The organism is Ruegeria sp. L11 (assembly GCF_056531755.1).
Genome location: NZ_JBQFMI010000014.1, coordinates 21,719 through 41,571, shown reverse-complemented (window position 1 = coordinate 41,571; position 19,853 = coordinate 21,719). Strand labels below are relative to the sequence as shown.

At 54.9% G+C, this 19,853-nt stretch carries 17 protein-coding genes and 1 pseudogene; 12 read left to right on the top strand and 6 right to left on the bottom strand.

The features are described 5' to 3' along the window. Positions 1-4: 4 nt before the first annotated feature. Together ACR0CE_RS16885 and ACR0CE_RS16880 are read right to left on the bottom strand one after the other, a co-directional pair. Positions 5-880 (bottom strand): TniB family NTP-binding protein, encoded by an 876-nt coding sequence (locus ACR0CE_RS16885; RefSeq protein WP_480833264.1) that lies wholly within the window; start codon positions 878-880, stop codon positions 5-7. A gap of 4 nt (positions 881-884) precedes the next feature. Further along, positions 885-2,504 (bottom strand): transposase, encoded by a 1,620-nt coding sequence (locus ACR0CE_RS16880; RefSeq protein WP_480833263.1) that lies wholly within the window; start codon positions 2,502-2,504, stop codon positions 885-887. Positions 2,505-2,659: 155 nt separating this feature from the next. On the opposite strand from ACR0CE_RS16880, the gene ACR0CE_RS16875 reads away from it, so the two are divergent. The 7 genes from ACR0CE_RS16875 to ACR0CE_RS16845 all read left to right on the top strand — a co-directional run bounded on the left by ACR0CE_RS16875 (position 2,660) and on the right by ACR0CE_RS16845 (position 9,465). Continuing rightward, positions 2,660-3,715 (top strand): tyrosine-type recombinase/integrase, encoded by a 1,056-nt coding sequence (locus ACR0CE_RS16875; RefSeq protein ID WP_480833262.1) that lies wholly within the window; start codon positions 2,660-2,662, stop codon positions 3,713-3,715. A gap of 364 nt (positions 3,716-4,079) precedes the next feature. After that, complete coding sequence (gene repA, locus ACR0CE_RS16870) at positions 4,080-5,264, top strand: plasmid partitioning protein RepA (protein ID WP_037317392.1); 1,185 nt, start codon at positions 4,080-4,082, stop codon at positions 5,262-5,264. Beyond that, positions 5,264-6,232, top strand: coding sequence for a plasmid partitioning protein RepB (gene repB / locus ACR0CE_RS16865; RefSeq protein WP_480833261.1), 969 nt, complete (start codon positions 5,264-5,266; stop codon positions 6,230-6,232). Before repA ends, repB begins: the two co-directional genes overlap by 1 nt. A gap of 176 nt (positions 6,233-6,408) precedes the next feature. Continuing rightward, complete coding sequence (locus ACR0CE_RS16860) at positions 6,409-7,470, top strand: helix-turn-helix domain-containing protein (RefSeq protein WP_480833260.1); 1,062 nt, start codon at positions 6,409-6,411, stop codon at positions 7,468-7,470. A gap of 129 nt (positions 7,471-7,599) precedes the next feature. Beyond that, on the top strand, positions 7,600-7,884 hold the full coding sequence (locus tag ACR0CE_RS16855) for a hypothetical protein (protein ID WP_170456398.1): 285 nt from the start codon (positions 7,600-7,602) through the stop codon (positions 7,882-7,884). Beyond that, the gene (locus ACR0CE_RS16850; protein ID WP_480833259.1) at positions 7,881-8,162 is read left to right on the top strand and encodes a type II toxin-antitoxin system RelE/ParE family toxin; all 282 of its coding nucleotides are present in this window, start codon (positions 7,881-7,883) and stop codon (positions 8,160-8,162) included. Before ACR0CE_RS16855 ends, ACR0CE_RS16850 begins: the two co-directional genes overlap by 4 nt. Positions 8,163-8,305: 143 nt before the next feature. Beyond that, a protein-coding gene (locus tag ACR0CE_RS16845; protein ID WP_480833258.1) for an IS3 family transposase occupies positions 8,306-9,465 on the top strand; the annotation gives its coding sequence in 2 pieces (ribosomal slippage) (positions 8,306-8,555 and positions 8,555-9,465; 1,161 coding nt in all). A gap of 237 nt (positions 9,466-9,702) precedes the next feature. Here ACR0CE_RS16845 and ACR0CE_RS16840 read toward each other — a convergent pair. The 4 genes and pseudogenes from ACR0CE_RS16840 to ACR0CE_RS16825 form a co-directional block, all read right to left on the bottom strand. Beyond that, positions 9,703-9,891: pseudogene (locus tag ACR0CE_RS16840) on the bottom strand (Tn3 family transposase); the annotation flags it as partial. Positions 9,892-9,944: 53 nt separating this feature from the next. Next, the gene (locus ACR0CE_RS16835) at positions 9,945-10,628 is read right to left on the bottom strand and encodes an IS6 family transposase (RefSeq protein ID WP_480833257.1); all 684 of its coding nucleotides are present in this window, start codon (positions 10,626-10,628) and stop codon (positions 9,945-9,947) included. A gap of 515 nt (positions 10,629-11,143) precedes the next feature. Then, on the bottom strand, positions 11,144-12,070 hold the full coding sequence (locus tag ACR0CE_RS16830) for a nucleotidyl transferase AbiEii/AbiGii toxin family protein (protein WP_480833256.1): 927 nt from the start codon (positions 12,068-12,070) through the stop codon (positions 11,144-11,146). Continuing rightward, positions 12,060-12,881, bottom strand: a complete 822-nt coding sequence (locus tag ACR0CE_RS16825) for a type IV toxin-antitoxin system AbiEi family antitoxin domain-containing protein (protein WP_480833255.1) — start codon at positions 12,879-12,881, stop codon at positions 12,060-12,062. The genes ACR0CE_RS16830 and ACR0CE_RS16825 overlap by 11 nt, the downstream gene beginning before the upstream one ends. A gap of 847 nt (positions 12,882-13,728) precedes the next feature. Here ACR0CE_RS16825 and ACR0CE_RS16820 point away from each other — a divergent pair. The 5 genes from ACR0CE_RS16820 (at position 13,729) to ACR0CE_RS16800 (ending at position 19,846) form a co-directional block, all read left to right on the top strand. Then, positions 13,729-14,778: a sugar ABC transporter substrate-binding protein gene (locus ACR0CE_RS16820; protein WP_480545681.1), complete on the top strand. Its 1,050-nt coding sequence runs from the start codon at positions 13,729-13,731 to the stop codon at positions 14,776-14,778. 167 nt (positions 14,779-14,945) lie between these two features. Beyond that, positions 14,946-16,478 (top strand): sugar ABC transporter ATP-binding protein, encoded by a 1,533-nt coding sequence (locus tag ACR0CE_RS16815; protein WP_480481486.1) that lies wholly within the window; start codon positions 14,946-14,948, stop codon positions 16,476-16,478. A gap of 12 nt (positions 16,479-16,490) precedes the next feature. Continuing rightward, positions 16,491-17,651, top strand: coding sequence for a sugar ABC transporter permease (locus ACR0CE_RS16810; RefSeq protein WP_480833254.1), 1,161 nt, complete (start codon positions 16,491-16,493; stop codon positions 17,649-17,651). 83 nt (positions 17,652-17,734) lie between these two features. Continuing rightward, positions 17,735-18,802: a substrate-binding domain-containing protein gene (locus ACR0CE_RS16805; RefSeq protein ID WP_480486020.1), complete on the top strand. Its 1,068-nt coding sequence runs from the start codon at positions 17,735-17,737 to the stop codon at positions 18,800-18,802. A 60-nt stretch (positions 18,803-18,862) separates the two neighbouring features. Next, positions 18,863-19,846: a carbohydrate kinase family protein gene (locus tag ACR0CE_RS16800; RefSeq protein ID WP_480481482.1), complete on the top strand. Its 984-nt coding sequence runs from the start codon at positions 18,863-18,865 to the stop codon at positions 19,844-19,846. Positions 19,847-19,853 lie beyond the last annotated feature (7 nt).

Here is a 19,853-nt window from a genome sequence, read left to right as displayed (position 1 = left end):
ACTGTCAAGCAAAGGCCTGCCATTCCCCGGCAGCTGCGGCTTCGAGGCCCTGTGACGTGATACGCTCTTCGCCCCCGACGGCTGTTGCCGCGGCCGTCGTCAGCAGATGGAACACATCCCCCGTGATACCCCCCGACAGGGCCACAAGCGCCCGCATCACAGCCCTGTCCTGCACCGGGCTTGGGGCGCGCAACGGCATTGCAGCCACGATGCTGCACACCAGATCCGCAAATGCCTCATTATCTCGCCAGACCCGCAGGTCATGCTTGTCAAACCGGCTGTCGACCTGGGTGTCCAGCTTCAGAACATGCAGGGAGGCATCGGTGCCAAAGGCGATCACGGGCATTTCAAGCTCGTTGGCCAGAAACTTGATCAGGTTCAGCAGCGCCTGAACATCCCGAACCCCTGATGCCCCCACATGCTGGAACTCATCCAGCAGAAGCGCCGCCGGCTGTAGGTGCCGCAACAGCCGAATGGCGGCAATCTCGATCTGGTCCAGCGTGTCCCGCGGGCGCGCAGGGGCGCCCAGCCGGTCCAGAAGATGTGCGTAAAACCGCCGCTCATCGGGTCGGGCCGGCAGTTGCATCGATACCAGCGGATGCGGCCTGTCGCTGCCCGGCACGGCAAAGCCGTCCGCATGATCCCGTTCCAGTTTGCGCCGGATCAGGGTTTTGCCCATGCCGGACGGGCCATGGATCAACAGCGAGCGCATTCGTGACACCCTGGGCCGCTGCAACAACTCCTCGACCCGCCGCACCGTCTGCATTGCCAGCGGGTAGCTTACCCAACGATCAGACCGGATAATCCGCCTGCGCTCCGCGTCGCCCAGAGCCGCCAGCGGGCGTATTGCGGGCGGTAAATGCGTGAAAGATGCGTTCATGGCCTCACCAGAGTTCGGAATCGTAGATTTTCGGCACATAACCCGGGTTTGGCGCATCGGTCCCAGCACCGGATTCTGGCGCTTCCAGCCCCTCATGCGCATCGGTTCGGCGCTGCTCAGCCCGCCGCGCCGCCCGGCTCTTCCCGGCGGCGGCCGACACCAGATGGCGGCCTGCCTCAATGGCGTCGAACACAGCGGCCTCATTTGCCGTTCCCTGCCCCGCCTCGCGCAAGACAGCAAGGGCCACCCGGTGCTCCCAAAGGGTGATTGGTGGGTGATCCGCATGTTTGGTGGTTAACCGCTCCAACCGCCCTTCCGGCGTCTCAAGCCAGACACAGGACAAATCCCGGGGATCATAGCGCACCGGCAGTTTACCGGGCTTTGACGCCGCCCAGACCGCCATTTCCGGATGCCAGTAAGCGATATTGAACAGCTGCAGCCCATCTCGGCGTGGCGTGCGGTATGCGAAGGGCAGGAAATCGAGCAACACCCGGTCCGGATCTTTTGGAGTTCTGGGCACCCACCCTGTTGCCTCGGCCGCTCTCCAGGCGCTCAACGGCGTGCGTCCAAGCGCCGTATGTACCCGGTTGTGGTAGACACCGGTGATCCGGCCCGCGAGCCAGGTTTCCAGCTCAGCGCGCGTCATGACGGCTCGGGCCTCGCTGTCATACGCCCCTTTTTCGACCGGATTGGAGAACGTCGTGCCTGGCAACAGATGGCATTCGGTCATCAATGTGCCCATCAAGCGCTCGATATGGCCACCCCACCAGGGCGCACCCGGCGGGCGGAAATCCAGTGCCATACCGTATTGTTCGCACCCGCGTTTCAATGCAACAGCCCGAAACTCTGCCGCGTTGTCGAGCTTGATCGTGTCAAAAAGCCCTGTACAGGGCCAAATATGTGCGAGATTGCGATCCGCCAGCCATTCCGCTTTGTCCCCGACAGCCTGCGCAATCGCCAGCGCGACCGACAGGCGGGACGGCGGGTCCAGCGAGACGACAAACCCCAGCACCATGCGGGTGGCAACATCCAGGACCAGCGTCAGCCAGGGCCGGCCGATCGGTTTGCGCCGAATATCATCGACCAGTTGGACATCAACAAGCGTATGATCAATCTGCACGACACTCAGGGGCATAGTGGCCTGGAGAGACCCTCTGGACGGCCCGACCTTTGACTGAGCAGCCCTGTACCCCTCCCGTGACCGTGTCAGTTTGACCTGATTCAGGCGTAAGGCACGGGTTCTGACCGACTTTAAACTCGGTGGCTTCAAACCCTGCGCCTTGCAAAGCCTCGAAATCTCCCGGTGTACGGCAGACAGAACCGGCTTTTGTCGTGACGCATAAAACCTTTCCAGCTGATCGGCGATGATGACCTCAACCGCATCCGAGAGCAAACGATGCCCCTTTGGACGACCACCTTTTGCAGGGACCAGTGACACCGTCCTGGGATCTTCCGAATATCTGTTCAGCAGCCGGTACACCCAGGCCACGGAGAGGTTCAGCCGTCGAGCCGCCCGTGCAACCTCGGCCCGGTTGCCCCGTCGCTGACTCAGGGGGCGGATTTCCCGCTCACGCCGCACGGCCTCCGCCCAACGAGCTTCGTCAATCGCCTCAACACCACCCATTCGTCTCCGCCGCGCTGAAATCTGCAATTTTGTAAACAAGTATTGGCACAAATCCAGTGCGAGTCTACACTTAAAGGACCAGCACAGCACAAGGCCAACCATGAAAAATGGTCGAAACAAGCAAGAGCAGTCTACAGGTTTGGGAAAATCGACACATGAAGCCCCCTGCCCCATACCTCCCTGCCGCCGCCCCTACCCTTTCGGAAACAGATCAGGAGGCGCTCACTGATCTTTATGTGCGCGGCACACCGGAAAACACATTGCGGGCATATGAACGGGATCTGCTTTATGTCACCGCCTGGAAGTCCGCGCGGTTCACAGAGACGCTGAACTGGCCGGAATCCGAGGCCACTGCGCTGGCCTTCATTCTCGATCACGCCCGCGATCTGAATGACGCACCAGAAACGGATGTGGCGCGCGAAGCCGCGGAAGCGCTGATTGCTCAGGGGCTGCGCAAGTCCCTCGCCTGCCCGGCCCCATCAACGCTGGATCGGCGCATCGCCTCTTGGCTGGCGTTTCATCGGATGAAGAACCTGAACAGCCCCTTCGGCGCGCCCCAGGTGAAACAGGCCCGCGCCAAGGCGCGCCGCGCCGCCGCCCGGCCCCCGGCCCCGAAATCCGCCCATCCCATCACCCGGGACGTGCTGGAGCAGCTGCTGGCCACCTGCCGCGGCAGCCGCCGGGATTGCCGCGACCGGGCGCTCCTGATGCTGGGTTGGGCCTCGGGCGGGCGGCGAAGGTCCGAGATCACCGGGTTGATGCGGGAAGATGTGTCCTTGAAAGAGTTCGAGACCAAGGGCCTAGTGTGGATCTCACTGCTGGAAACCAAGACCACCCAAAAGGGGGAAACACCGCGGCTGGTGCTCAAGACCCGCGCGGCACAGGCGCTGGTGCATTGGATCGAGGTGGGCCAGATCGGGGATGGGCCGCTCTTCCGCCCCATCTCCAAGGTGGATCGGGTGCTCAAGCGCCGGCTCAGCCCGGATGCGATCTACCAGATTGTTCGGCACCGGTTGAAACTGGCGGGACTGCCCGAAGGCTTCGCCTCGCCTCACGGGCTGCGCTCGGGGTTTCTGACGCAAGCCGCGCTGGACGGTGCCCCGATCCAGGCCGCCATGCGCCTGTCCCTGCACCGCTCCATGGCACAGGCGCAGAAGTATTATGACGATGTCGATATTGCGGAGAACCCGGCAGCGGATTTGTTGGGGTGAATTTACACTCATTTGCTTCAGGTAGCCCCCTACCCTTTCCCACTGCCTGTCGTGTAACGCGAGCCGCTACTTTTTTGTACCAACTGCTCGCTATGAAAGCTCAACTCGAGGCGGAGCATTCAGAAGAGTTCTGTGCGCGTGCCTACTTTTTGCGCGGCAGTACTTCGTCGGCTATAGTGGCCCGAGAACTGCATCAATAAGGTTTACAGCTGTAAACCACTTTGCTCTGACGCAAAGCGTATGTAGTTTGAAGCTTTGCAGAACCCACAATATAAGCGAATATCCTTGACTTAGGGCAGTGAATCACGGCTGTTTGTCTCAAGTGGCGCGAAAATGACCACATTCTTTAATTTGAGGCAACTACATGATTCCCGTGACACCACTTACGGCAGATCGACCATCGGCACTCGCCACGGAAATTTCCGAGAGATTGAACTCGGCTATCCGAGAGCATCTTCTTGCTGCCTTTGCACCTGACAACACCAAATCGTTACGCACATTCGCAGCACCAGAAGCGGCCGAACTTTTGGGCGTCTCAGGTCAATTCATGCGCAAGGTCCACTCAGAAGGTACAATTCCTGAACCAAAAGACGTGCGCAGCGGTCGACGTTACTATACCGCCCAAGAGCTTTGGGAGGCACGCGAAACGCTCGAGAAGACGTCGCGCAAACAAGGACGCTACATCCCTCGCCGGACGGAAGGAGAAAAACTTCAAGTCTGGCAATTGATGAACTTCAAAGGTGGCAGCAGCAAAAGCACTACAACGATTCATCTGGCTCATTTTTTCGCGCTTCGCGGGTACCGTGTGCTGGCCGTTGACCTAGACCCCCAAGGCTCGCTTACATCCATGTGCGGCATTAGCCCTGAAATCGAGTTCGATGGGCTAACGATATACGATGCCATTCGCTATGAAGACCCAGTTAATATGGCAGATGTCGTTCTTCCGACATACTTCCCCGGATTGTCTGTGGCACCGTCACGGCTTGTTCTTTCTGAATTTGAGACGGAATCCGCCGTCCACTCAAACCCCGACCATCCGTTTTTTACTAGAATACGGAATGCCTTGGCCCAAGTGGAAGACGATTTTGATCTTGTACTGATTGATAGCCCACCTCAACTCGGATTCCTGACCATCGCGGGAATGGCTGCCGCCAGTTCGTTGCTCGTGCCACTAACACCTTCCATGTTGGACGTGTCTTCGACAGCTCAATTTCTCGAACTTGCTGGTGCTTATATGGCTGTCATTGAAGACGCCGGCGCCACTCTCGAATACGACAGCTTCAAGTTCCTGATAACACGTGACGAACCTACGGACGTTCCGTCACAACAGCTTGCCTCGTTTATGCGAGCGCTATTCCAGGATCGCGTTATGTCAGCAACAGCTCTGAAGAGCACTGCAATTAGTGACGCCACAATGCTCAAGCAATCGATCTACGAGGTTGTACGTTCGGAAATGACACGCGCTACCTATGACCGGGCAAAGAACTCAATGGATGCGATCGGCTCTGAGGTAGAGCAAATGATCCACCAAGCATGGGGACGTAGCTAATGGCTAGAAAATCGCTTCAAGAGATGTCTGGTATTGCGAACACGATTGCGCGTTCTGGAGTTAAGACTGTAGACAAGCCGGTAAAGGCAAACGCCCCTGCCCTCGGCGCGCTTCAAGGATCCCTTGCCGCAATTAGAGAAATTGATCCGGCTCTTATAGACGATTGGGGACCGATCGATCGGCTTAGTGAGTTTACAGCTGTAAACCATGATGAAGATGACGATAGTTTTGAAAGCTTGATGTCGAGCATACAAGACGGTGGCCAACAAGTTCCCATTCTTGTCAGAAAATCGAAATCCGACGGTCGATACGAGGCAATTTATGGGAGGAGAAGACTCAAAGCCTGTCGTGAACTCGGTATTAAAGTCCGCGCTAATGTTCAGGATATCGACGATGCTTCAGCGCTTCTCGCCAAGGGGCTTGAGAATGCTGCGAGACGCAATCTTTCCTTCTACGAGAAAGCACGTTTCGCCGAGGCGATCCTGACTTCAGGGCATGACACTGCAAAGGTACGACAAGTATTGAACCTTTCGAAATCAGGGCTGTCCCACCTGACAAAAGTTACGCAACATGTTCCTGCAACGATTGGTGACTTGATAGGTGCAGCCCCAAAATCTGGCCGCCCAAAATGGACCGTGCTTGCAGAACACTTCATTGCAGGCAAGCTGGCGGAAGATGAAGCGGCAAACCTGCTTGAAACCATTGAGCCATCGATGTCGTCAGATGATCGGCTGGAAATGCTCCTTAAAGCAGCTGCCAAACGTGGTGCACGACAAAGAGAAGGTGCAGCCGAAATCAGCCCAATCGAAGGCGTTACAATCAAATCCTCCAACGGATCACTAACTGTTTCGGTCAAAAGGACCGGAGCTAACGCTGGCTTCGCTAGCTGGTTGGACAAAAACATGGCTGAAATCATCAAGCGCTCACACGCTGAGTTTACAGCTGTAAACGCCAAGAAAAAGAACTGAGGACGAGCAGAAAGGAGGAAGGCAAACAAAAAAACCCCCGAAACCGGAGCTTCGAGGGCTGCCGCGCAAAGCGCAATTCTTAGATTAGACACCTAGAATCTAGCAGCACCCGAATCGCCACACAAGAAAAAACGCTCTTGAGCGAACGGGTAATTTTTGTCTGCCGATAGATAATCATGAAAACAGTAACAGCATTAGCTCCAAATGGAGCGACCTTGTCGGCAACGGCAGGGCAGGGGAGTAGTACGCCCAAAAAATGGAACCTTCTTCGCGCCGTTGAAGAGGCCAGAGAACCTCTTGGGTTAAAATCCACAACTCTCAATGTCCTGAGAGCGATGATTTCCTTTGTGGGCAGTGATCAGATTGCTGCGGACCAAGATGATCATCACATCTGCTTCGCTTCCAACGCGGCGATCGCCAAACGAACGCATGTCAGCGTGCAGACAGTTGAGCGTCATATCTCGATGCTGGTTGAGCTTGGACTTATCCGCCGCGTCATGAGCGCAAACGGCAAACGATGGGCGCGTCGGGATCGACAGGGCAGGGTGGTCACCGCAACTGGGCTCTCCTTGATGCCATTGTCTGAACGGCACGCTTTGTTCATTCAGGAAGCCCAGAAGCATGCTGATCGAGTTCTGGAGTTCACAGTACTCCGCGACAAGGTTTCCGCCGCTCTGGCGCGCCTTAGGGACCTGGTGGCAGACGACACCACAATCTCTGATTTGATGGTCACCGTACGCAATGCTCTGCGTCGCAAACCAGATGCAATTGTATTAGACGAACTCCTGGCAGAAATCTCTGTGGAAATTTCCCAGATAACACAGGCAGATACAGAAAATTTGAGGGCCAATGACCATGAAAATGAGGGGCACAAAGAGGACTCTTCGAATCCGATAGTTAAGAATGAAAAACATTCTCAGATTCAAGTTTCTCCAGATCAAATGGAGCGCAGCTTTCCACGTTTGTGCTCGGAACTTCGCTTTGCCCGGGATCAGACGCATTGTGACCGTCTTATGGACGATATCGCCGAATACCTACGATTTGGTCAGACCTGGTATGCTATGAAATCGACACATAGCCCAGCTCTCCGTTTCGTTGTTTTGGGATATATTTTCCAACGCGCGGAGAACATAAAATCTCACCAAGCCTATTTGATTTCTCTGACTGCGAAAATCGATCGGGGAGACATACAGCCAACCGCATTGTTGACGCAAAATTCAAAGCAACCGAAAAAGTAAAGGCCATACCTATGATATCTCGTCTTGCTCATGAGCTCAGAGCAACAGATATAGTTCATGCCATCGCTCTATTGTGATTAGAATGCGGATGTATTACATTGTACTACACAGCGGAAACAGGTGATTGCGATGAGTACCAGCCCATATTCAATCCGTCTCGATGAAGACTTGAGAAAGTCCCTGGAACGAGAAGCCGCGATAGAAGATCGGCCGCCTGCGCAGCTCGCTGTACGGGCAATTAGAATGATGTTGGAATCCAAGGCCGCAAAGCGTGCAGCCATTGATGCAGCTGTCGAAAAAGCAGATCTAGGTAAGTTCATCACGGCAGACGAAATGAATGCCTGGATAGACAGCTGGGATACCGAGAATGAGCTCTCGGCTCCGGTCGCAAGCGGGCAATCCAATAGCCAATGAAAATTGTATTTCTCGAAGATACGGCCCGGGACATTCAATGGTTCCGCTACTACTACACGTCAGTTTTTCCTGAAGGCAGCGAAAGGGCACGAGCACAGCTCAAAGCCATTCAGCTTACTCTTGCAGCCAACCCGTATGCAGGTCACCCAAGTGACACACGCCAAGACGTACGGGAGCTTTCAGTACCGCGAACTCCATTCACGCTAATCTATCGTGTAATGCCCACTCAAATAGAAATTCTGCGTCTCTGGGATACCCGGCAGGGCACGGATTACTGAAACCCGGAGTCTAAACTGGCGGCATCAGGCGGGCAGGGTAGGGGGCAAGCAACCGAACATATTTTGTTGTTCGACTGACCTGCCCCCCGAAATTTCCCTCGTTCTGATGTAGAGTTTGCTCAACCTTTTGAAGAAGCAAACGAATGCGAAAGAGCCGTTTCACGGAAGCCCAAATCATCGGGATGATCAAAGAGCAGGAAGCTGGGATGCCAACGGCGGAGGTGTGCCGCAAGCACGGCCTCAGCCAGGGCACGTTCTACAAATACAAATCGAGGTATGGCGGCATGGAGGTGTCCGACGTCGCGAAGCTGAGGGCGATGGAAGATGAGAACGCCAGGCTCAAACGCCTGCTGGCCGATACGATGCTGGACAATGCTGTTCTGAAGGATCTTCTGGGAAAGAACTGACGACGCCGAATGAGCGGCGAGAGGCAGCGCTCAGGGCGATGCGGGATCACAATATCTCGCAGCGTCGGGCCTGCCGACTTGTCGGTGTCGACCCCAAGACGGTCAGGCGCGAACGCCCGCCTGATAACCCAGAGATACGCAAGAAGATGAAAGCCGTCGCGGCCAAGCGGCGCCGGTTTGGCTATCGCCGGATCGGGGTGATGCTGGAGCGTAAAGGGATGATCATGAACCACAAGAAACTGTATCGACTGTACACAGATGAGAAGCTGGGCGTCAGGCGACGACGGGGCCGGAAACGGGCCCGTGGGTCGCGGACACCGATGCCAGAGGCCACACGCCCCAATCAGAGGTGGTCACTGGACTTCCTGTCCGACACCTTCGGGACCTCACGCCGGTTCCGCATTCTGGCGGTGAACGACGATTGCTGCCGAGAGAACCTGTGCCTGCTGGCCGATACCAGCATCTTGGGCGCACTGGTGGCGCGGGAATTGGATGCACTTGTCCGGCTCCATGGCAAACCGGCCAGCATTGTCAGTGACAATGGGACGGAGTTCACCAGTCGTGCGATCCTGATATGGGCCAACGAAAACGGCGTGGACTGGCACTACATCGATCCGGGCAAGCCGCAGCAGAATGCCTTCATTGAGAGCTTCAACGGCAGCCTGCGCGACGAGCTCCTGAACGAGGAGATGTTCGACAGCTTGGAGGATGCCCGCCGTAAGCTCGCGTTGTGGCGCTACGATTACAACAACGTCAGACCGCACTCGTCGCTGGCAAACATGACCCCCGCAGAAGCGCGCCGGACGCTTGAGCTAAATGAGGGCTCCGCGCCCGGCGCGCTTGCTCAAATCAAAACCGAAGACTATGAAAACCAAACCCGTAGACTCTCGTTATGAATAAGGGACCATCGGGGGGCAGGTCACGACCGCTAGCTGCTGCACAGAGGGCTTATTTTGTTGAAAACTCTTCCTTGATCGACGCATGAACTGCTGATTCAATTCTTCCAATGGGCGGGAGGATTGGCGATGATGGGACCGAAGCTGGAAGCGCAATCGTCGCTGTTCTATGAGTTCTCATTGGAGAACCAGGGGTCTGCTCCGGCTGGGGGCAGAATGACACCCTAAGGTTGGGCGTCATCGATTTTTCCACCTGTATTCGCCTGTGAGCAGGATATGCGCCCACCCGAGCGGCGAGATGTGCGCTAGAAGTTCTGGCGAACAGTCGAGGCCGGTGCCCTTTCGGGCTTCAACTGCTTGGCCAAGATGTTTGGTGTTCCAATAAATGACGATCGCGGCCAGCAGGTTCAGCCCGGCCATGCGATAGGGTTCTGTCGCAAATTCCTTTGAAGGCTGAGGAGATGGCGCAGGCGGGTTGATTATCCTGCCAGTTGAAAAAACTGCTGAAACGGACGGAGTCCGGGTGTGAATTGACCTTTGCGGATCATGTTAAACAGTTCGATACCGGCTAGGGCAGATGCAGCTGAAGAGAAAGACTTGAAACCCAACATGGGCCTGATCCGACGTTTGATGAAGCGATGGTCTTGTTCAATAATGTTATTGAGGTATTTCCGTCTGACCATCTCGATCGGTATCGGACAACCAAAGCCTTTCAGCATCTTGTTAATAGCTTTGATGCCAGCAGTGTTGGCGCCGCTTTTGTCGATGACAATCTTCCGTGGCAAACCGTTCACCTCAAGAGCACGAGCGAAGAACTTCGTTGCAGCAGCTTTATTCCGGCGTTTGGATAGCATGAAGTCCAGGGTCTTGCCGTGTTTGTCGATGGCGCGATAAAGATAAACCCATTCACCCTTCACTTTAACATAGGTCTCATCCATACGCCATGAACGGTCGGTAGGACGCTTCTTGTGCCGCGAAGCATCAGCTACCAGACCGGCGTATCGGCTCACCCAGCGGTTCAGCGTCGCGTGATCCAGTTCAACGCCTCTTTCCGCCATGATTTCCTCCAAATCCCGATATGACACGCTGTATCGGAGGTAGAAGAAAACAGCGTACAAGATCACGTCTTTCGGAAAGTGCGCACCTTTGAATGAGATGGTCACGGTCTGCTCCTATCTTATCTGAGCATGCGCTATCAAAACGACACTCAGTCTGACAGGTGGAACAAAGTTTGCGACAGAACCTTTTCAGATCTGGGCTTCGACCTGACTTTGAATGACCTGTATGGCGACATCGGCTGCATTGCAGCGACAAGTGTGCGGAACCGGCCAAAGGATGCTCTGTTAGCAAACACCCGGAAGGGAAACGGCCGCAAAGTCCCACCACAGCTGTCGCTGGCGACACAAGGAAAACGCCCGTTATTCTGGCGGTGACGAAGTGCTGTGGATTTCTGGCTTCACTGCACAAGAAAACCCGATCCGGAAACCTATGACCGCATTACCCCAGAAATTTAGCTTTCCTGCCATCGGTCTCATGACGCTGATCTAAGTCTCAGCAATGTGAGCCCGTCTTAGATAATCTGCGCCCAGTCGCAAGCATTGTGAGCCAGTGGAAAATTATGGTCTCTGCCAATCTGAGCCGAAAATAGCGATGATCTCGCGCCCGAAGATTTATGATCTCAAGCCGCTACACCTAGGAGTTTCTTGAGTTCTTCCTTTTGCTCAACGTGCTTTTTCGGGTTGTTTCGGATCAGGCGCTCCAGATTGAGAAGCTTCCAACGCACGGCGGGAAGATTGGCGGCTTGCGGTCGATCTATTACGGCGAAATCCGGCGCGCCATCCTGCAGACTGAGCAAGAATTGTCTGGTGGGTTTGTCGAAGCGAGATTGGATATCCGCAATCAGGTGGTTGCGCGTCGTCAGTAGGTCATCCAGGCCGACGGCTGACTTAGTCATGCCCTCGAACTCACGCACATAAGGTTGATCTAGGGCGATCAGGTTGGGATTCAGCAATTCGTGTGCCGGACGTGCCGAACAGGCGATGTAGATCAGGAAAGTCCGGAACAGATCATCCGTCAGTCCTTCGTGTTCGTAGAGCAGCTTTACATCATAAAGATCGCGTGGATGCTGGCGATCCACGGCTGCGTGGAGCTTGCCGCCGAACAAATCTTCGAATGAGACGATTTGCATTTCTGCATAGCCAAACGCGTCTGCTACGGCGTCGGAGACCGCCCGGGTTTCGGGGTCATGAACAACGCCGCGTGTGACAGGCGAGGTCTCGATTTTGACTTCTGCACCTTCCAGACGCGCAAGCACGCGGGTGGCGCCGCCCCCACCTCCTTTTATTCTTTGAGCCTTCGCCCCGCTGATACCCTTTTCGATCGACTTAGCGATACGATCCATGGCTTCGTTGATCTCGGCGAGGCTCTGTTCACGCTCTTTGATCGGCAGATATGTCAGGTCGATATCAACCGAGAGTCTCGGTAGATCGCGATAGAAGAGGTTGATTGCTGTCCCGCCCTTGAGCGCGAATATCTCTTCCTTCGCGACGTAAGGCAATACACGCACGAGAAGGGCGACCTGGGATTCATATTTCCTACGCGCCATTTTCTGCCCCTGTCGTGACGAACTCTTCGGGTACCATGATGCGATATCGCGGATGTATCCGGCCACCTTTGACCAATGCTCGATCCCCCGTCCCGAGGTTGAAGGCGTCAGCATCAAGTCGTTTGCGCCAAGGGTGGTTGTGGCGATCCGCAAAAACGAAGAAGAGGCGCTTGACCTTTATTTTCTTGCAGCTCAGCAAAAGTGCCGAGAGCAACTTAGGTCGTAGCGTCGTCAAGCCCTCGAACACCATGTCGAGGTTGTGAAAACTCTCATGGTCCGGCAATTCGTCCATGGCTTCCATGACCGCCCGTTCGGGGACCGACATGCGCAGTTGCCAGTCCCGCGGGAGGGAGTTTTCGGATTTTAGGTCGTCATTTGTAACGCCAAGTGCCTGGTCAGTGAACAGCGACGTATTGCGCGTTTCTATAGGTGCATTGAGTGGCAGCTTCGTGAGCCAGTTGGGTATTTTGTAGCCATAGATCCAGACGGGGGCGTTGTTTCCCAAACGCAGGTAGTGGTCGTAGCCCTGTTGAGAGAGAGCAGTTTTGCCGCCGACATGAATATCGTAGCCCATGATATGTTGCACCGAGAGCAGGCAGGCCTTCCAGTCAACGGTGTTTGATGCGGACGGATTGGGAACAGGTCGGCGAAAAACGCCGCGGTGAACGCGTTCGAGCCAGCCCCGTTTTACATAGTCGCGAAAGGTTTCGTAGGCTATGCCATGGGCGGTGAGCCAGTTGGCATCGACGAGATATCCAGCGGGCACCGAGTCGAGAACTTTCTTCAGATTTTGCGATCTTTCAGCGTTCATGACGCCCTAAATCACATAATTTCAAAGAGAAGGCAAGAGGACCTCTTTGAAAAGTACATCTTTAAAGCTTCTATAGCGCTGAAAATGACACATTATTAAAGACACAGCGCCACGCGGAAACCCATCGGAATACTCGGGATAAATGGAAGATTCCGGCGCCAAACGGGCGTATTTCGTTGAAAACCTCTTGCTTGATCGTGAGGTAAGTCGCTGATTCAATTCTCCCCGAGGATGGGAGGACTGAGCGAAGATGGGGCCGAAGCAGGAAGCGCAGGCGGCGTTGTTCTACGAATTCTCTCTTGAGGATCATGTTCCCCAACACGTTGTTTTTCAACAAAATCGGCGGAAAGCAGACCTTCGCTACTCTCGCGAAATAGCCATTCGCATTCTTGGTTAGCGGTCATTCGACAACGTTTGCATGAATTGGCCTATTGGTCCGCTTCAGCGCGCCAACAGAGAAAACACCAGACGTTGTTGGACTGGCTATCTCATCAGGGTGTTCGATTGCCGATTGCGAGGCTTTTTAGCCCGCTTCGCGATTGCGGCACAACTCTGGCGCGGCCTGCCCGAGAGATTTCAATGACTTCGATAAGTGAGTAGAAGCACATTATGCTATTGTTAAATAAAGTAAAATCACTTTAGGCGCAGAGATCTAAATGGCACTGTGAATATGTATGCTATCTAAATATACAAATTCTCCCCTCAGTCTTCACTGTTATGTTAGCGTTATCGCTTTGAGATTGACGCTTGTTCTCACCGGTTAGCCGGCATCCAGCACAATTTGCGAAGCATTTAGCGTTGCCGACCCAAGTGGCCCGGCAACCAAGGAGCATACACTGGAGGAATTATGTCCCTATTGCAGACCATCACCCGTAGAGCTGCCTTGCTTTCTGTCGCCGCCGTTGCACTAACCGCGGGGACAGCATATGCGGGCGATGTCAAAATTGGCTTTCTGCTGAAAACCATGCAGGAAGAGCGCTACAAGCGTGACCGCGCCGCGTTTACTGCGAAAGCTGAGGAACTGGGCGCCGAAGTTATCTTTGATTCAGCGAACAATGACGAGCTGACCCAGCTGGCTAAGTTTGAAAACATGCTTGCCAAGGGCGCAGACGTCATCGTGTTGCAGCCTGTGAACACCGGTACCGCCGGAAGCATGGTCAGCATGGCAAACAGCGAAGGTGTGCGTGTCGTCGGGTATGACTCGATGCTCGTGGACGGGCCGCTGGATGCGATGGTGATGCAAGACAGCTGGGCCGTGGGCCGCTTGCAAGGCGAAGCCATGGTCGAATGGCTGCAGGAGAAGAATGGAGAGGTGTCCGGCAAGATCGCCTTGATTCAAGGTCAACCGGGCGACTCCAACGCGATTGCCATGAGCAGCGGTGTGTTGGAGATTGTCGAAGCGAACCCGGGGTTGGAACTGGTAACAAATCAGGCGCATGAAGGTTGGTCATCTGAGAAGGCCATGGCGACTGCGGAAAACACGCTGACCTCTAACAGCAATAGCATCGACGCGTTTATCGCCAACAACAGCGGCATGGCCCGTGGTGTTATCGCGGCACTGGAAGCACAGGGGCTGGCGTCATCTGACAAAGTATTTGTAGCCGGATCCGATGCCGACCTGGCAAACATCCAATACGTGGCGCAAGGCAAGCAGGCTGTAGAAATTTGGAAACAGATCGATCCACTTGCGGAAACCGCGGCAGAAGTTGCAGTGGCGTTGGCTAAGGCGCCGGACACTGCTCCTGCTGATCTGGTCGAGGTGGACAAGGTTATCAACAACGGCTTCACCGATGTGCCAACAATCGTGACCCCGATCACGCTTGTGACACAGGATAACATCGATGACACGATCATCGCTGGCGGCTTCTACTCCAAGGAAGAAGTCTACGGGAACTGATCCTCGGGACCTTTTCCTGAAGGAGGGCGTTTCGCCATCTGGCTCCCTATGCGTGTACTCCCCGCGCGCAGCTTTATGGTGCCCTCCTTCCTTAACCCGTCACGGAGAAACTGCCGGTCAGGGTGGGGAACGTCCGAAATACCTTTCTGAATGTGATGGGAAAAAGCATGTCTGAAGTCGTCCTGAAAATGCAGGGTATCATCAAGGATTTTCCCGGTGTCCGCGCCCTGAACAATGTCAATTTCGAAGCCCGCTCGGGTGAGCTTCTGGCGCTGATGGGAGAAAACGGAGCGGGCAAATCCACGTTGATGAAAGTGCTCAGTGGAGTTTGGCCCTATCCGACCTACGAAGGCGATATCTATTTGCGCGGCGAAAAGGTCCGATTCGCGAATACAAAAGAGGCCGAGGCAGCAGGCATCGGTATCATCTACCAGGAACTCAACCTGATCCCCGGTTTGTCTGTCGCCGAAAACATCTTTCTGGATCGCCAGTTCACCGATGCCAAGGGCAGGATCAACTGGAACCAGACCTTTGCCGAAACCCAGAAGCTGCTGACCGAACTGGGCATCAATGACATTCGCCCGACCGATCTGGTGCAGAACATCACTGTGGGCAAACAACAGATGGTTGAGATTGCCAAAGCTTTGTCGCTCAAGGCCGAGATACTGGTGCTGGACGAACCGACGTCGGCGCTGACAGATAAGGAGGTCAAGGATCTCTTCCGTATCATCCGCAAGCTGAAAGCCGACGGTGTCTGCATGTGCTACATTTCGCACAAAATGGAAGAGATTGAGCAGATCGCCGACCGGATTGCGGTTCTGCGCGATGGCCAGACCATCGGTGACGTCACGCCTATCGCGGATATCACGCTTGATCAGATCATCGCCCGAATGGTTGGACGCGACATCAAAGATATGTTCCCCAAGGTCGATTTCACACCGGGTGAGGTGACTTTGGAGGTCAACGATCTGTCCGTCACAAACCCCGACCTGCCTGGCAGCTATCTGGTCAAGAACGCCAGCTTCGTTGCCCGCAAAGGCGAGATATTGGGCATCTCCGGGCTAATGGGCGCTGGCCGGACCGAACTGGTTGGCGGTGTATTCGGTGCTTATCCGGACCAGACCACCGGTGAAGTGAAGCTGAACGGGCAAAAGCTGGACATCAAATCGCCGAAGGACGCCATTGATGCCGGCATCGCGCTGCTGACCGAAGATCGTAAGGCTTTGGGGCTGTTTTTGGACAAATCCATTTCCTTCAACACGACGATTTCCTCGCTTGAGACGATCAGTTCAAAGGTTCTGGGCATTATCAACACCCAGCAGGAGCGCAAGATCGTTAAGGAATATGTCGACCAGTTGGGCGTTAAAACACCGTCGATTGACACGGTCATCGGTACGCTGAGCGGCGGCAACCAGCAGAAAGTCATCTTGGGTAAGTGGCTGAACTCACGGCCGGATGTGTTCATTTTGGATGAACCCACACGTGGGATCGATATCGGTGCCAAGGTCGAGATTTACAAGCTGCTGAACGAACTGGTCCTACAAGGTGTCACCGTCATCATGATTTCTTCGGAACTGCCTGAGGTCTTGGGCATGTGTGACCGGATTCTGGTGATGTGCGAAGGCGAGATCGTGTCAAACTTTGGACGGGACGATGCGAAGAAAGAAGCAATCATGGCGTATGCCACCGGCAGCGCATAAGGGAGGAAGCAAATGAGTGCTGACAGCAACGTTGCAGGTGTTGGCGTCAATGGCGCCAAGGAAAACCACCTGATAAACTTCATAAAGGATAACGCAACACTGATTGCGTTGATCGTGCTTGTCGTTGGGCTCAGCTTTGCCGACGACGCGTTTTTCACCGCGAGGAACCTTAGCAACCTATCCCGGCAGGTTACCATCATCGGGATCATTGCCGTAGGCATGACCATGGTCATTCTGATTGCGGGCATTGACCTATCCGTTGGCTCTGTCGTCGGGTTATCAGCGGTCGTCTGTACGCTCATGATGCAATGGGGCGTGCCGACCATAGTGGCGGTACCTGCAACCCTTTTGATCGTGGGTGTTGGAATAGGTCTGTGGAACGGGTTCTGGATAGCCAAGTTCAACATACCCCCATTCATCATAACCCTTGGAATGCTGACTATCGCACGCGGTTTGGCACTGACCCTGACCAATGGCAGTTCTGTACCGGTAACGAGTAATGTGTTTCCATTGATTGGTGGTGCTTATATCCCGCCGATGATGTCCAGTATCGTGCTGATCGTGTGTGCTGCGCTTGCTGTTTATTCGATCTTCCGAGATGTTCAGCAAAGCAAGGCGCATGGCGTCGAAGTGAATATGCAGGAGCTGCTGGTCAATGGGGCGGTGATGATTGGTGGTTTTGCTTTGGCCTTCCACGTGTTCACCAGCTACAAAGGGATCCCCGTTCCTGTTGCGATCTTTGCAGTCATTGCATTTGCCGGGATCTATACGCTGAACAGCACCCGTTTTGGTCGCCGCCTCTATGCGCTTGGCGGAAACGAAGATGCGGCTCGCCTGTCCGGCATCAACGTCGTCCGCACCAAGATGATTGTCTATACGGTCATTTCAGTCCTGTCGGCCCTAGCTGGAATTATCCTGGCCTCGCGTCTGAACGGTGCCTCGCCCAATCTTGGAACGATGTTCGAACTTGACGCGATCGCCGCGGTCGTTATCGGCGGTACCAGTCTGGCGGGTGGTTCTGGCAAGGTGAGTGGAACCATCATCGGTGCCCTGCTGATCGGGGTCCTGAACAACGGCATGAGCCTGCTTGGTGTGGTCACGTTCTATCAGTTGATCATCAAGGGCCTGATCATCATCCTCGCCGTCTGGTTCGATGTGATGCAGAAGAAATAATGTTGCTGGCCTGCCCCCGGTCACACGCACCGGGGGCAAAGCCAAAATCCCCGAAAACTTGAATGACAGTTGGGAGGTAAGCGATGGTCCAGTCCATTTTAGCAACCTTACGCACAAACGGCCTCAGAGCTTTGGGTTTGGCCGGCCTTCTATCCGCATCGCTGCCAATGATCGCGGCAGCGCAGGACAACGCTACAATCGGGTTCCTGCTCAAGACCATGCAGGAAGCCAGATACCAGACTGACAAATCCCTATTCATTGCACGCGCGGAATCCCAAGGCGCAGATGTGATCTTTGATAGCAGCGGCAATGATCCATTGCGTCAGTTGCAGCAGGTTGAGGAAATGCTGGAATCGGGGGTGGACGTTCTGGTCCTGCAACCCGTCAACACCGCAACCGCTGGTGCCCTTGTTGATTTGGCCCACGATCAAGGCGTCAAAGTGGTCGGATACGACTCGATGCTGCAGGACGGGCCGCTTGACGTCATGGTCATGCAAGACAGTTGGGCTGTCGGGCAGCTTCAGGCCGAAGCCATGGTGGACTGGCTGAACGACACCCGCGGTGAGGTCAAAGGCCGGGTCGCCCTGATCCGCGGTCAGCCTGGTGATGCCAATGCCGAAGCGCTCAGCAGCGGTGTGCTGAAAGTGATTGCCGATCATCCTGGGCTCGAGCTTGTTGCGGATCGCAGCCATGTAGACTGGTCTCCCGATATGGCCAGAGACACTGCCGAAAACCTTCTGGTCGAATATGACAACGACATCGATGCATTCATTGCCAATAACAGCGGGCTTGCTTTCGGGGTTCTGGCAGCATTGTCGGACGAGGATCTGGCATCGGCGGATCAGGTCTTTGTTGCCGGTTCAGACGCTGATCTGCGGAATGTCCAGATGGTCGCAAACGATGTGCAGGCGCTGGAAATCTGGAAGCAAATTAAACCTTTGGCCTATGAGGCGGCGGATATTGCCGTGAAAATTGCGCAGTCTCCGGATGCGGAAGTTAGTGATTTGATCGGAGACCATACGCTAATTGACAACGGTTTCACGGAAATCCCGACGGTTATCACTCCTGTTTTTGCAGTGTCAAAAGATACGATCGACAGCACGTTGATCGACGGCGGGTTCTATACCAGCGAACAGATCTATCAGAACTGAAGCTGCTATAATCACGCATACGCCCGTCGACAAAACAGCGAATAAAAGCAAGGGACCGAAATGTCTGACAAGATCAATGTCGCAGTCCTTGGCCCGATCCCAAGGGACAACATCACCAGCTATCAGGGTGAGAAATTCAATAAATTTGGCTGCGCGGTCTATACAGCGGTCTGTATGTCCTCGCTGGCCGGTCCGGGTTCGCGGATCAACGTCGTCAGCCATGTACGCCGGTCAGACGTCGATAATGTTCGCAACTTGCTGTCTGAGTTTCCGTATCTGGATGTCGGCCATGTTACGGGCGACGCTGATCAGGGCGCGGTGATCGATCTTGTCTACGTCGATCAGAACCATCGCAACGAAAAGCAAACGGGTTTCATGAACCCGATCCTGCCCGACGACATCGAAGACCTGATGGATTGCGAGGCTTTCGTTTTCGTTCCGATCACGGATTTCGAGGTTCCGTTGGAAACGATTCGATACATCAAGGCCAACAGCGATGGTCTGGTTGTATTTGATGCGCATGGCCCCACCAGCGGGTGTTCTGCACATGGCGAACGGTATCATAAATTCTGGATCGACCGAGATCGCTGGCTTCCACATATCGACCTTCTAAAGATGAATTTGGAAGAGGCTCAATGCAGTTGGTTCAAGGGAGAATACGGTTCTGACGAGTTGCAGGAAATAAGCGAACTCACGATGGACCAGTTGCCCAAGTTCGCCCAACACTGCCTGGATCTGGGCGTCAAGGCGCTCTACGTCACGCTGGATCAACACGGCTGCGCCGTCTACCACAAGGATGCAACCGGCCGGATGCGGGAACATCTGGTCAAGCGGGTGCTTGTCGAGGATGTGGTCGACACCACGGGCTGCGGTGACAGCTTTGCTGGTGGCCTGGCCTTTGGCTACCTCAAGACCCGCGACTTCGTCAAAGCCTGCCAGTTCGGCAACTGTGCCGGGGCGCAGCGCTGCTCGAGCAGCGAGCTGGATGTCTACGGATCACTGGAAGAAACCGAACGTCAGATTGCCGAAACCTACGGCGACTGAATTACCC